The sequence below is a fragment of the Alkalihalobacillus phoenicis genome, from assembly GCF_047302405.1.
Classification (GTDB): Bacteria; Bacillota; Bacilli; order Bacillales; family Bacillaceae_D; genus Alkalihalobacillus.
Map to the genome: position 1 here is coordinate 1,644,027 of NZ_CP154853.1, position 14,369 is coordinate 1,658,395.

Annotated in this window: 11 protein-coding genes; 8 read left to right on the forward strand and 3 right to left on the reverse strand. The window is 39.0% G+C overall.

Features of this window, described 5'->3' with window-relative positions:
* Positions 1-9: 9 nt before the first annotated feature.
* The 6 genes from AA0017_RS07815 (at position 10) to AA0017_RS07840 (ending at position 8,679) form a co-directional block, all read left to right on the forward strand.
* Complete coding sequence (locus tag AA0017_RS07815; RefSeq protein WP_413380680.1) at positions 10-1,584, forward strand: hypothetical protein; 1,575 nt, start codon at positions 10-12, stop codon at positions 1,582-1,584.
* A gap of 15 nt (positions 1,585-1,599) precedes the next feature.
* A complete protein-coding gene (locus AA0017_RS07820; RefSeq protein ID WP_413380682.1) occupies positions 1,600-2,598 on the forward strand; it encodes an AAA family ATPase in 999 nt (332 codons plus the stop codon).
* Complete coding sequence (locus tag AA0017_RS07825) at positions 2,595-3,458, forward strand: DUF58 domain-containing protein (protein WP_413380684.1); 864 nt, start codon at positions 2,595-2,597, stop codon at positions 3,456-3,458. The genes AA0017_RS07820 and AA0017_RS07825 overlap by 4 nt, the downstream gene beginning before the upstream one ends.
* Positions 3,459-3,491: 33 nt before the next feature.
* Positions 3,492-5,297: a BatA domain-containing protein gene (locus AA0017_RS07830; protein WP_413380686.1), complete on the forward strand. Its 1,806-nt coding sequence runs from the start codon at positions 3,492-3,494 to the stop codon at positions 5,295-5,297.
* Positions 5,281-8,043 (forward strand): VWA domain-containing protein, encoded by a 2,763-nt coding sequence (locus tag AA0017_RS07835; protein WP_413380688.1) that lies wholly within the window; start codon positions 5,281-5,283, stop codon positions 8,041-8,043. The genes AA0017_RS07830 and AA0017_RS07835 overlap by 17 nt, the downstream gene beginning before the upstream one ends.
* Before the next feature lie 201 nt (positions 8,044-8,244).
* Positions 8,245-8,679, forward strand: coding sequence for a hypothetical protein (locus tag AA0017_RS07840; RefSeq protein ID WP_413380690.1), 435 nt, complete (start codon positions 8,245-8,247; stop codon positions 8,677-8,679).
* Positions 8,680-9,009: 330 nt separating this feature from the next.
* Here the strand turns inward: AA0017_RS07840 and tnpC are convergent, their stop codons facing one another.
* The 3 genes from tnpC to tnpA are packed head-to-tail and all read right to left on the reverse strand — an operon-like array spanning position 9,010 to position 11,308.
* On the reverse strand, positions 9,010-10,590 hold the full coding sequence (tnpC, locus tag AA0017_RS07845; RefSeq protein ID WP_413382470.1) for an IS66 family transposase: 1,581 nt from the start codon (positions 10,588-10,590) through the stop codon (positions 9,010-9,012).
* Between the two features lie 47 nt (positions 10,591-10,637).
* A complete protein-coding gene (gene tnpB, locus AA0017_RS07850) occupies positions 10,638-10,994 on the reverse strand; it encodes an IS66 family insertion sequence element accessory protein TnpB (RefSeq protein ID WP_413378286.1) in 357 nt (118 codons plus the stop codon).
* Positions 10,991-11,308, reverse strand: coding sequence for an IS66 family insertion sequence element accessory protein TnpA (gene tnpA / locus AA0017_RS07855; protein WP_413378284.1), 318 nt, complete (start codon positions 11,306-11,308; stop codon positions 10,991-10,993). Before tnpA ends, tnpB begins: the two co-directional genes overlap by 4 nt.
* A 727-nt stretch (positions 11,309-12,035) precedes the next feature.
* Between tnpA and AA0017_RS07860 the strand changes: the two genes are divergently transcribed.
* Together AA0017_RS07860 and AA0017_RS07865 are read left to right on the forward strand one after the other, a co-directional pair.
* Positions 12,036-12,554, forward strand: a complete 519-nt coding sequence (locus AA0017_RS07860; RefSeq protein WP_413380692.1) for a TetR/AcrR family transcriptional regulator — start codon at positions 12,036-12,038, stop codon at positions 12,552-12,554.
* Positions 12,555-12,899: 345 nt separating this feature from the next.
* Complete coding sequence (locus tag AA0017_RS07865; protein ID WP_413380694.1) at positions 12,900-14,357, forward strand: DHA2 family efflux MFS transporter permease subunit; 1,458 nt, start codon at positions 12,900-12,902, stop codon at positions 14,355-14,357.
* Positions 14,358-14,369 lie beyond the last annotated feature (12 nt).

Below are 14,369 nucleotides of genomic sequence, written 5' to 3' on the forward strand. Positions count from 1 at the left end.
GGAGAAACGATGAATGAAAAGGAGCAATTTTTAAAATTATTACAGCCATTGGTGAAGCGATTGTTTCGTTTCCATCTTTATCGTTTTATCGGGCTGACCGTATTTTATACATTAATTGCGGCTTTATGTGTAACGGTTCTTTCGCGTTTTATCGCGATCCCTTTTATCCAGTATTACTACTTTAGTTTATTTGGAATTGTCGCTCTCGTATGTTTGGTCTGGTTCATCCGAACAAGACCGAAGAGAGAAGAAGCCATCCATCGATTTGATGAACAGGTTGGAGAAGAACGAGCGACTACTGCTTATTCTTTTTTGGATGACATTCGTCCGATAACTAGTTGGCAGCGTCAAGATGCGATAAAACGGATGAAGGAAAAAAAAGAAATGGTGTGGAGTGCGACGAAGCTCCAAATAAATGGAAAAAAAACATTAGTTGGCTTCCTTGCAGTCGTGCTGATGACTTTCTCCTTTTTCATTCCAAGTCAATCGATGTTGCTAGCAAAAGAGAAAGAAACGGAAAAAAAGATCAATGATGAAACCGAAGAGCAGCTTCAAGACTTGGTTGGAAATGTTGATGAAGAAATAATCGAACAGTTAAAAGAGAAGATGAAAGAGCAAGCAACAACGGATGAAGTGCTTGACGAAATTTTGAATGCGGAACAAAAGATAGAAGAGTTAAAGCAGCAGCTCGCTACAGAGGAAAAACAAACTTTAGATGGACTTGAATCCGATGATTTACAAGCAATTAAAGAAACGTTAGAAAAGAAAGACTCACCTTCTTTAAAAGAACATTTGCAGCAATTAGTTGACGAAGGATTAACGGCTGCGATTGATGAACTGCAGCAAGCTCTTCAAAATGAGTATGTCGATTTTGAGGCGATGACAGAAGAAGAAAAAGATGAATTTCTTGCGAATCTAGAAGAGCAATTAAACGAATGGTTAGAAAACATGGAGAACTTGGAACAGCTGGTAGAATTACAACAAAACTTACAGGAGCTTGCCCTCTCCCATCATCAGTCGATGTCTCAAGCTGGTATTGGGGGAAATCGCAACTTGTCCTTTAATCCATCCCAAACGAATTCAAATGAAACGGTCCAATCGAATCCATCGAATGGCTCTAGCTCAAATTCAGATGGAGATTCATCTAGTCAAGAGGGGAATGAAAACAATTCTTCTTATCAAAATGGTGAAGGCGAGGGTTCTGGCAATGGCTCTGGCAATGGCTCTGGTAGTGGCTCTGGTAATGGAGCGGGAGCAGGTGCAGGAACTGGTGGAGCAGGTAGTGGTTCCGGTAATGGAACAGGAATGGGTAGTGGTGCTGGACAAGGGACAGGAACAAGAGAGCTGACGATACCTGAAAGAATCAATAGTGACGACAACGCGGAAAATGATTTCTCAGAACTCGGCGAAGGAGATGCGGAAATTCAAGAAAGCGACCAAGTGCCAACGATGCGGGGGCAGGTCCGATCTTATCAAGAAGTTTTAGGAGAATACGAAGCGGCTTATCGTCAGAGTGTTGAGCGTCAAGCACTCCCAACTCATTTGGAAGCGATTATTGAAAGTTATTTTTCTGAATTAAAATAAGAAGGGGGTAAAAAGATGGAAGAAAAAATCCAGTCCTATGAGCAAGCAAAAGAAAAAATCGATCAAGTGTATGAAGAGGTGTCTTCCTTTATTGTCGGACAAGAAAAAGCGAAAAAACAAGTGCTCTGGTCGTTGTTAGCGGGAGGGCATGCTTTGCTGGAAGGTTTACCAGGAGTTGGGAAGACGATGTTAATTCGAACATTTTCTGACGTTTTATCCTTATCTTTTTCAAGAATTCAATTTACACCGGATTTAATGCCATCTGATATTACGGGAACGATGATGATTAACCAATCAGATGATCAAAAAAATCGTTTTCAATTTCATCAAGGACCGATTTTTTCGCAAATGGTCTTAGCAGATGAAATTAACCGTGCGACTCCGAAAACACAAAGTGCCTTATTGGAAGCAATGGCTGAAAAAACGGTGACCGTAATGGGAGACACAAAGGTTTTACCCCAACCATTTTTTGTTTTGGCGACACAAAACCCAGTGGAACTAGAAGGGACGTATCCGTTACCTGAAGCTCAAATGGACCGTTTTCTTTGTAAAATCAAAATGGAATATCCAACAACGGATGAATTGAGACTGATTGTAACGAGGACCGTGAATCAGACTGATATTGCCTTAAAAGAAGTGATGGACGAACAGCAATTGCTTCATTTGCAACATTTAGTCAAGGACATTTTGATCGCAGATGAAGTGTTGGATTATGCGATTACGCTTATTCAAGCGACACAACCACATTCGGAACTTTCTTCTGATAAGGTAAAAAGATATGTGAGGTATGGAGCAGGGCCACGAGGACTGCAAAGTATGATTAGATTAGCCAAGGCCCGTGCCTTAACAGAAGGACGTGTTCATGTTTCGATTGGCGATATTAAAGAAGTGTGCACCCCTGTATTACGTCACCGAATTTTCTTAACATTTGAAGGGGAAGCAGATGGGTATGATGCAGATTCGATTTTAGCTGAAATTATTACTCAATTGCATGAGGTAGGTGGGCGGGTATGAAACCGCTGCTCTCCTCTCAATTAGAGGCTCGTCTAAAAAAAGTTCAATTTACAACGAAAAAACGATTATCAGCGGGGCAGCAAGGGAATCGAAGCGCAACCGGATTTGGTCGAACCCTTGATTTTTCTGATTATAGGATGTATCACCCTGGCGATGATTTAAGGCAAATTGATTGGAATGTTTATGCTCGGACAAATAAACATTATATTAAACGTTATTTAGACGAAAAAGAAATGCATGTGGCGATTTATATCGACTGCTCTTTATCGATGGGTTTTAATGAAGCGAAATGGCATCGAATGAAACAACTTGCCGCCCTTTTAGGTTATATCGGTTTTTCTAGTGGTGATAGAGTAAGTGTAATTCCAGTGTCACCAAAAGAAAAACCATTTCTTCATAAAAAAGGGGGAAGTTATACGGAAGGAATGATTTCCTTTTTAAACCAAATCAAAGCCGGCGATACAGGCTCTTTTTTTGAGCAACTCGTCCATTTTCGTCAGAGCAGAGCATCCGTTCATTTTTTAATTACGGATTGTTATGAGGAAAGTCATCTCATCATCGAAAAAGTGAGTCAGTTTCAATCGCATCAACCGTTAATGGTCATTCAAATGACGACTGAAGAAGAGCTGAATCCGTCGATACGTGGCGATAAAAAATTGATCGATAGTGAATCAAAGGGTTATGTCAATGTGACGGTACGAAAATCAACTGTCCAGGCTTATCAAGAGCGGATGAATACACATTTTCAGCAAATAAAGAATACATTTGTCAAGCGAGGCATTTCGATTGTCCAAATAAATGCCGATGCTCCATTAGAAGAAATGCTCATGTTATTAAAAAAAGAACGGTTTATTTTATAACGTCAATCATTCTCACTTGTAAGGGGGTGCGATATGGGATTCGTTTCACCATGGTTTTTAACAACATTCATTTTTCTTGCTGGATTAGTGGCGATTTATATGTTTAAAAAACAATATGAAGATAAACAGATTGCTTCGGATTTATTTTGGAGAGAAGCAATGAATGAATGGCAAGCAACAAAATGGTGGCATAAATTACAAAAACATCTGCTCTTTTATTTGCAATTTCTGATTATTTTATTACTCATATTTGCCTTAATTCGCCCCTTTTCAGAAGTACAGCAAGAAGTAGAAGGAGAACATATTATTATCTTATTAGATACGTCTGCTTCGATGTCAGCTAAGTCCAATGAAGAGCAATCAAGATTTGAGCATGCGAAAGCAGAGATTGAAATTTTATTAGATAAAGTACAAAACAACCAACAAGTAAGCTTCCTTTTAGTTGGACAAACGTCTGAATTAGCGGTCACAAAGACGACGAATTCAAATGAAATAAAAGAGGTGCTTCAATCAAGTGAATTGAGTTTTGAGGAAGCTAATTTTCCGTATGCTTTATCCTTAGTGGATGCTCTTTCCGTTGAACAAAATCTTTCTGTACATATTTATTCGGATCAATTAAAAGAAGAAGAGTTAGCAATAGAAGGAGATTATCCACTTTATGTTCATAATATCGGAAAAGAAAATAGTAATAATGCTGGCATCGGGGCATTTGTGATGCTGGAAAGTGAACAAAAGGGTTTTTTACAACTATATAATGAATCTGCCGCTGAAAAAGTAGTCGAATATCAAGTGAAAGTGGATGGGGAATGGTTATTAACGGAAACGGCAACATTAGCAGGAGCGCAATCAACGTTTATCGAAATCGAATCGATTCCAGCAGGTTTTACGTATGAAGCGGTCATTCAAAATGAAGATGATTACGAATTAGATAATCGTATCGTTACCTTTAGTCAAATCGTTGAGCAACCGACCGTCTATGCAGTTGGTCATTTAAGTCCATTTTTGCTGCAGCTATTGCCACAGATTAGCGAGCAAATTGTCTTGGCTGATTCATATGAGTCGATTCATGAATTTGAACCGAATTCTGTTATTGTTACCGATTCAAACGAGGGAGAATGGCCAGGGAAACCGACCTTGTTTATTGCAGTAAACGAAGGCGGACCATTGCGGTTTTCAGATAAAAGAGAATTAACGGTACGTCCAACCCAGCAAACAGGTGAAGCTTTATTAAATTATCTCGATTTTTCTTCTGTTTTTGTCTCGTTAGCTAGGGAGAGAGAGGAAGAATTATTGACAGAGGCACTTGTTCAAAGTGACTCCGTCGCTTTAATTGAGCGTGGGGTATTGGATAACGAGCCGTTTCTTTCGATTAACTTTGATTTACATGATTCCGATTGGCCATTAAAGCCTGATTTCCCAATTTTTATGTATCAAGCGATAGATTATTTAGCGGGGGACACGACATTATTAGGTTATTTCTCCCCATCTGAAAGAAGAGAAATTCATTTTCCGAATATAGGAATCTATCAATTGATCGATGAAAACGGAAGAATTTTAAATGAATGGAGTTCAGAAGAGCCGTTTATACAAGCACCGAAAAAACCAGGTCTCTATCAGCTTAAACATCAAGATGGTGAAGTGGAACAACAACTATTTGTCCAGTTGCCAGAACGCGACAATCAAATCACTGTTGAGCCTTCTTTTGAAATCGGACAAAGTCAAGGAAGTTCGGGAGCTCATCAGTTGAATTTAAAGGAATTTGGTCATTGGTTATTGCTGATTGCTTTAGGATTATTGCTAGTGGAATGGGAGGTGTACCGACGTGAGCTTCGAGTTTAGTCAACCTGTCTATTTTCTCTTATTTCTCCTCGTCATTCCGGCTCTCCTCTTTTTTTTATGGCCACTAAAAGAAAAGAAGAAAGGGGAAACCAAACTCATTGTTGGGATCCGCTCTCTAGTATTCGCTCTGATTATACTTGCATTAGCTGACCCATCTCTTGTGTTAACATCTAAGGTCATTGATACCGTCTTTGTCCTTGATCGATCGGATTCAGTTGGAGAGAGGGAACTGGAAATGGAGCGATTTATAGTTGACGCTGTTAATGGGAAAAAGGAAGAGGACACCTTTTCGATTGTCTCGTTTGCTAATGAAGCGGTTGTTGAACGGTTGCCAGGCACCCAGACTCCTTTTACTTTAAATGAAAAACTAGCAGCTGGACAAACGAATATGGAAGCGGGGTTACAAGTAGCTTTAAGTTTATTTCCTGAACGAACTGGCCGAATTGTTTTAATCAGTGATGGACTTGAGACAAAAGGAGATGCGACTTTAGTAACGAATATAGCTAAACAACAAGGTGTGACAGTAGATACTTATTTAATAGACCAAGAAGAAAAAATGGATGTGGCTATCCGTGATTTGAGCGTTTCACAGCAGGTGTATAGTGGGGAAAAAGCCAATATTACATTTGATGTGACCAGTTCTACAGACATAGAGGGTGATTTAAGAATTCGTTTAAATCGTGATGTCATCATTGATGAGACACTTTCTTTAAAAGAAGGGATGAATACCTTTCAATACGCTTATCTTGCTTCTGAACCAGGTCTTAATTTAATTAGTGTGGAAATCAACGCAACAGGAGATCAAATTTCTGAAAATAATCATCTAATGGCTACTTCACAAGTCATGGGAGAACCAAAGGTGTTAATCGTAGAAGGGGAAGTGGGGGCAGCTGAAAATCTTGTCCAAGCGTTAACATTGACTGGTTTTCAATACGAAAGAATGAGCGTGGAATCATTTCCCTCCAATCTCAATCATCTTTTAAACTACGAAGCGGTTATTTTTGCCAATGTTTCCGCTGTTTCCTTATCTGAAGAAAAAATGGAGTTAATGGAAACAGCAGTAAAACAATTTGGTGTTGGTTTTATGATGACAGGTGGGGAACAAAGTTTTGGACTTGGTGGCTATTTTAAAACGCCGATTGAAGATATCTTACCTGTTGAGATGGAAGTAAAAGGGGAAGAAGAACTTCCTTCGTTAGGAATCATTTTTGTTATTGACCGTTCTGGTTCGATGGACGGCTACCGGCTACAATTAGCCAAAGAAGCTGCTGCTCGGTCGGTTGAGTTGTTAAGAGAACAAGATACGGTAGGAGTAATTGCCTTTGATGACACGCCGTGGCAAATCGTTGAAACGGGTCCAATTGAGGACGTCCAAGAAGTGGCTGACCAAATTGCCTCAATCACTCCAGGTGGGGGCACAGAAATTTTTGGTGCTTTAGACTTTGCCTATCCTCAGTTATTAGAGGAGGAGCTTCAGCGAAAGCATATCATTTTGCTAACGGATGGAGAGTCTTATTCAGGGGGCGATTACCAAACGTTAATTGAAGGTGGCCTAGAGGAATCTGTTACCCTCTCAACGGTTGCGATTAGTTCAGGGGCGAATCATCAGTTGTTGGAAGAACTCGCTGAATATGGGTCTGGGCGTTTTTACTCCGTCTATGATGAAAGTACGATTCCGAGTATTTTATCAAGAGAAACGATTATGATGACGAGAACTTATATTGAAGATCATCCATTTTATCCGACGGTGGTAAGGGATTCAGAATGGACACCGTTATGGTCGAATGGGATAGCAGAAATGAACGCGTATATTGCAACGACAAACAAACCTCGGGCCGAGCTCATTTTAGAAAGTGAAAAAGGCGATCCTGTTTTATCGAGGTGGCAATATGGATTAGGCAAGACGATTGCTTGGACTTCTGATTTACAAGGCCAATGGGCTGGAAATTGGGCCTCTTGGCAAGAGTGGCCGACGTTTCTTAATCAGCTAGTCACTTGGATGTTACCTTCAGCCCAAACGGAATCCTTTCATGTCAAACAAACACAACATGGGTCCACTACAAAGCTAGAGTTAACGACAGAGAGCGAGATAGCCTCCTTACTTGATGCCCAACTCGTGAATGAATCTGGTCAGCAAGTTGAAAGTCAATTTAGAATGGTCGCACCAGGAAATTATGAATTGTCATTTGAAGCGGATGCGGGCATTCATTATTTACAGCTCACTGATCAGTTAGAGGAATCGACGTCTATTTATCAAACGAGTCTTTCCGTACCTTATTCGGCTGAATATGAGTCAAAAGAAGCGGATGAAGCTTTTTTAGCAGAACTTGCGTCGAATGGAGGAGGGGAATTACTGTTAGAGCCAGAACAAGTATTTCGACCGTTAGAAAACCCGAAACAAGAACGGGAAGCTGTTGGTCATTGGTTGATTCTTCTTGCTTTAGCCCTCTTTTTTAGTGAAATCGTCATTCGTCGTTTTGGTTTACCACGTCTCAAAGGAATGAAAAGAAGACAAGCGACAGAAAAGGCAGCTCCAAAATCGACGTTTTCCTCATTAAATCAGCGAGCGAAAAGAGAGGCCAAAGCAAAAACGGCCCTTCAAGAAAAAACAACGATGGATCAAAAACGAGATACTTCAAAACAAATGAAGGCAAGGAAAGAATCTGTAAAAGAAAAACCGACAGAATTAGCTAAACAAGATATGATGAAACGATTATTAGAAGCGAAAAAGAATAAAAAACGATAGAATCCTGTCGTATATTCGAATATAAGGATATACGGCTTCTTTTTGTCGGAAAATCCTGTCATATCAAGAGCAATTAATTAAAATAGAAAATAAATAAAAAAATAGAATGAAAATTAAGAAAAATTCATAGCATTATGTAAGGGCTTACATTATAATGGTGATAACGATAGTTTAATTATTCTTGTAAAGGGTGTGTAAACGATGGAAACAAACTTCAATGATTTCTCGGTACACATGTCAAAAGAGCAGTTGAATCAAATGGTTTATGAAGTGATGAGTGATAACTATCGAATTTTTTGGGGCTTTAATGAAGGGAAAATGATCTTAAATATTTACAACAAGGAAGTGAACAATAAACTAACCTTTATTAAACGTAGTGGTTCAATGGAGCTAATTGATGTTGATTTAAAAAGTTCAACGGTAGAAAAAGCTTTAAAGAAATCTACTAAAGATGCAACTAAAAAGGCGATCAAGAAAAAAGCAAAAAAAGACCGACCGAAAATGGACATTCAAACGGATATTGACAATGAATTGGGACGGTTACATTGGTACATCCAGCAAGGCGAACGATTAAAAGTCAAAAAAGTAAAACGACTATTAGCGGAGTTAGTAGAAGAATTAAGTGAGCATGCATAAAGACTTTTGAAAACATGGACGGTTTTGTGCCATGTTTTTTTGTTTGAAGTGATTCGTACCGTAATTCGTCGAAGCCGGAGTTTTCATTGCCAATCCGAGTTAATAAGCACTCTAATTCCTCAAAGCTGGAGTACCGCCAACATTTTTAAGAAAAATTCGACATAAGAAAAGCCAAATACCTGTACGTTATGGAATTTGGCTTTTGCTTTGGTTAGTTTTTATTTAAGGGCCTTATTTGCAGTAAATTCACCTAATCGAGTAACATTCCGAGCTGAATCGTAAGCGTCAAATAGTCCCCACCTATTAAAGAGATGGGGACTAACTTATAATCTACTTATCATGTTGAATACGACAGTGAGCCGGAAGACTGTTTGACCAAGGAAGCAATTGATCAATGGCGTTTTCATCACTCACATCAATATTGGGAAGCTCCTCAAATAAGTGCATTAAGTATTGATAAGGATTGAGGCCATTTTCTTTGGCTGTTTCTACAATACTATAAGTGACAGCACTTGCCTTTGCTCCTTTCGGAGTGTTGGCAAAAATCCAGTTCTTTCTGCCGATTACAAACGGCTTAATGGATCTCTCACTTCTATTATTATCAATCTCTAGTCTACCATCCTCTAAGAAAGCCTCTAGCTTATCCCATTGATTACGGCAGTATTTGATCGCTATTCCGAGTGCACTCTTTGGTAACACTTTTGGCGTTTGCATGCGAAGCCATGCTGAAAAAGCGTCAAGAAGTGGTCGACTTTTTTCTAGACGTACTTGATGGCGGTCAGAGAATGATAAACCTTTGATTTCTCGTTCAATCGCAAAGAGTTGGTTACAGAATTTCAAGCCTTCTTTGGCTGTGACATCTTTCGACTGTTGTTCTTTAGGCAAGGCCTTTAAAGCTTCATCAAATTTTCGACGAGCGTGTGCCCAACAACCAACTAACGTTACGTTTGGAATTCCATTGTATCCAGCATATCCATCTACATGTAAGTACCCTCGGAAAGGGGATAAAAACTTTCTAGGATGTTTACTTGCTCGTGTTTGCTGGTAGTCAAACAATACAATTGGGGGACCTTCCTGTCCCGAACGATACAACCATAAAAAAGAAGTTGCCGTTGATGGTCGATCTGGCTCTCGTAGCACTTGCAGCGTCGTTTCATCCGCATGAACAATATCAAGCTTCATCAGAAATTGATACATTCGATCATAGATGAGGTTTAACCATGTATTAGCACCATAAAGAACCCAATTAGCTAATGTTTGGCGTGACAAAGAGACACCTAAACGAGCGAATTGTTGTTCTTGACGATACAATGGAAGTCCTTCTACATATTTTTGATTTAAGATGTAGGCCATCGCAGATGGCGAAGCTAGACTTTTAGGGAATACTGATTTAGGCATGGAAGCTTTAACAATAGGAGTCTCTGTACTTTCGCGTTCACAATGGCGACACGCATAGACATGTTGAACATGTTCAATGACCTTCACTTCCGCTGGAATAACTTTTAATTCACGACGTACCTCCGTCGACATTTCGTGTAGATTTCCATTGCAGCACAAACAAACCTGATCTTCTTCAGGTAATCGATACTCAATAACTTCCTTCGGAAGGTTCTCAAGTTTACTATCACGTTGACCTTTGGTTTTTTTACGTTCGTACGTAATGGTTTCAACCGTAGGTTCTTCAATCGATGGGTCAGCCGTAATTTCTACCTCATTAAAAAGAGGCAATTCTAACTGATCAGCATTTGTCTTCTCACTTGAAGTACCAAATTGGCGTTGCTTACTGAGACGGAATTGTTCTTCATACCATTTAATTTTTGCCGTCAGCTCTGCGTTTTGTTCCTCAAGTGATGAGACACGTTTTTCTAAATCTTCAGTTGTAGGTTGAGAGGTGGTTTCTGTTGTTTTCATAGCTTCATTATACATTACCTCTCATCCATTTGCTTATCATTTATTCATTAAATGACACGTTGTGCAGTAACTTTTGGATGTGCTGATTTTTGATCAATTGAAAGGCCGTCAAGTAACCAACGGAACTGACGATGGCTAATCATTTGCGGAGAAGAAGATGAATCTTCTGGCCAAGGGAACGTACCTTTTTCTAAACGGCGATAATAGAGCCAAAATCCATTATGTTCCCAGTGAAGGATTTTGATCTTATCTCGTTGTCTATTACAGAAAACAAATAAACACGGGGAAAATGGATCTAATTGAAAATTTTCTTGTACGATAGCCGCGAGGCCATCAATGGATTTTCGTAAGTCTGTATTTCCTTTTGCAAGGTAGACTTTATCAATGGAGCGTTGATTGATCATCCATGTCTCAGCACGCGTAGTACACGAGATAAATGGTCTTCACTCACATTTTCAGGAATATAGACAGACAGGTCATCTATTCTCACTTCAATGGATGTGGTGGGGAAGGTAGGGACATCAAAAGATGTCCAAATCTGGCTTGCCTCATCACTTGAATCTGAGTTTACTTCTGCCTTGATCTTCTTTCGCCAATAGTGGAATTGATATTCTGTAATGTCATCTTGTTTAGATACCCATTCTTGTATCGTCTCCCCGCTGTCTTCGTATGCCTCCATGCGTTTTTTCCACAAATCGTGTTTTTCTTTACGCTTCATAGCGACACCCTTTCATCATTATTGATTAAAGTATCGCATGGGACCAGGGTTATTGGAATGTGGGTATTATTTGACGCTTACGCTGAATCCAATGAAACATGATTGAAAAATCCGTGCCCACCTACAGAAACAGAGAGAGCCGTGGTAATGAGCATTCCAACATCTTTTGATCGATTTTATAATAAAGAAGTTCTTGCTCGCTGAGGAACTCGTCTTCATCGGATGAATAAGTCTTTTCTTAAATCTGCAAGCCTTTCATACAGTTTATGTTTTATGAAAAACGCAATCATTGAGAAAGTATTGGAAAAGGTGGATGAACAGGATCGAAATCATGGAATGGACCCTTTTATTGTTACCTTTATCATAAGTAGAATGATCAGCGTACTCGAGTAACATGATTTTACAGATCTGAATCATCAAACCATTTCGAATCTGGCCTATAAAGTACAAAATGGGTTTGCTAACATACCAAGAATAAGATAAAGAATGGGGCAAGGTATGCTTTATGGAATCGTGTAAGAGGGGGCAAATTAGAACAACCCATGAATGACTTCATTTAATGTGCTAATTCTTTTCTCAAATCTGATTAATAATTAGACGTGGTCAATCTTTATATCATTTACCACCTTCAGGCGTGTGGGCTGAAGTTTAAAAATTAATGCTTGCATTAAAGATCTAAATTAGATATTATGTGATTAATCAATAACTAATTTAAGAGGTGTTATATTTGGCAAGAAGTACATCAAAAAATCGTAAGGAAGAGATCCTTGAAGCAGGTTTAGAAGTATTTGCAAAGAGGGGATATTATAATACAACGACCGCACATATTGCAGAAAAAGCCGGGATATCGCAACCTTATGTGTTTAGATTTTATCGAACCAAGGAAGAATTATTTATAGCTGTTTTAGGGAGGGCGTTTGAAAGGATCATTCAAACAATTGATAATGTACAAGCGAATTCGGAAGAACTGGGGATAAAGATCGTGGAAGCCTATGAAGAATTAATGGTATCACATCCTAACGAAGTTGCTTTGCAAGTAATAGGAATTTCAATTACAGAAGAAGCTATTCAAAATGTAACGAAATCTGGATTAGTCCAAATGAGGAATAAAATTTTAGAAAGATTTAAACAAGCAGGTATAGAGAACGCAGAGCGAAATGCTACAGTCTCAATTGCAATGGGAATGATGTGTAATATCACATATTTTCTAGACCTTCCTGAATTTTTTGATAGCTTTCAAAAATAAATAACCGATATAAACGGTATTTATTTTTATACAGATGTTATTGATTAATCAATTACAATTCTATTAAGATATAAGATTATAGATTAGAATTTTTATTGTTCTATTACTTTCTTCAATAAATTAAACAAAAGATTTATATGGATACCTTACTAATTGAGGAGGCGAGACATATGAAACAGCATATTTACTTGAAAATCCTAGACTTTAGATGATGCACTGTCAAAACCTAGAGTAAGCTGCAGGTGGCGATAATGCTGGTTAACCCCCTTTTATCAGGAGACATCTTTGATAACATGCATTATAGTTAGTGTTCAATCAATAAATATAAAATAGGAGCGTGAAAGAATGAATAATGTAGTTAATAATCATCATCAAAAATTAAATCATCGTAGCTCTAAACGGTGGCTAGCACTTATATTTCTAGCTTTAGCTCAATTTTTAGTCGTATTAGATTCATCGATAGTGAATATTGCTCTGCCATCAATAGGAAATGATCTTCTTCTAAGTACGGATACGTTGACGTGGGTGATCACAGCTTATATTGTTCCAATGGGCGGATTGCTTTTATTGGGTGGTCGTTTAGCAGACAGATTTGGCCATAGACGCATTTTTATGATTGGGGTGATAGGTTTTATTGTAGGTTCAACTTTAGCAGGGGTGTCTTCTTCCGTTGAATGGTTGTTATTCTCACGTGCAATACAAGGCGCCTCAGCGGGATTTTTAGCACCATCCGCCCTTGCACTAGTTACACTACTTTTCTTTGAGCCAGAAGAACGAGCCAAAGCATTAGGAATATGGGGTGTGGTAGCAGGTCTTGGAAGTGGCGTGGGGGTTCTACTGGGTGGTATTTTAACCTCCTTTTTGGGATGGGCAGCAATCTTTTTTATCAATGTTCCTTTAGGTATTCTTGTCATTGTTGCAATACCTAAACTCATAACAAAAGATTCACCTTCTCAGAATCAGAAAACAGATGTATTAGGCGCTGTGACGGTTACAGCGGGATTGGCAGCTCTTGTTACCGCTCTTTCAGCAGCTAATCAAGTGAGTGTTATAACGATGGTGTCTCTTGCTGTGGTAGGGATTGTATTACTTATATCTTTTGTTTTTATTGAAAAACGGATCAAGGAACCTCTTCTGCCTTTTAGTATTTTTCAAAATACATCAGTAACGAGAGGAAACTTAGCTATGCTGTTGCTTGGTGGGGCAACTATTGGACTGTTTTTTGGTATTTCTGTTTATATGCAAAGTGTCTTAGAATACGATGCGCTTACAACGGGATTAGCTCAGCTACCATTAGTCGGAGCGTTAGTTGTTAGCGCTGGACTTATTCCGGTCGCTATGAATCAATTCGGTACAGAAAGAGCGTTAGTGGTTTCTCTACTACTATTTGCCGTAGGATTAATCTGGCTTTCATTTGCACCTAGCAATGCATCCTTTGCTGTTCACTTACTTGGTCCTACCATTGTCTTAGGGATAGGTCTTGGCGGAGCACTTGTTGCTACAACAGCGCTAGCAGTCACTGGAGTTGCCAAACAAGAAGAAGGACTTGCAGGTGGTCTAGTTAATTCAAGCCAACAATTCGGTGGTGCTGTAGGTATTACTATCCTTGTTGTACTTTCTGCCATTCGCACAGAAACGCTTGCTTCTTCTGGCCATAATTCGGCTGATGCGCTTACTGGGGGATTAAGCTGGGTATTCATTGGAGCGGCCGTTTTTGCTATCGCTGGAGCAGTATTAGTCACTTTTGTTCAACGTAAGCAACTAGTACAGACTAAATCAGCAAAAATTAATATACTAAATTAATTATTGATTAAT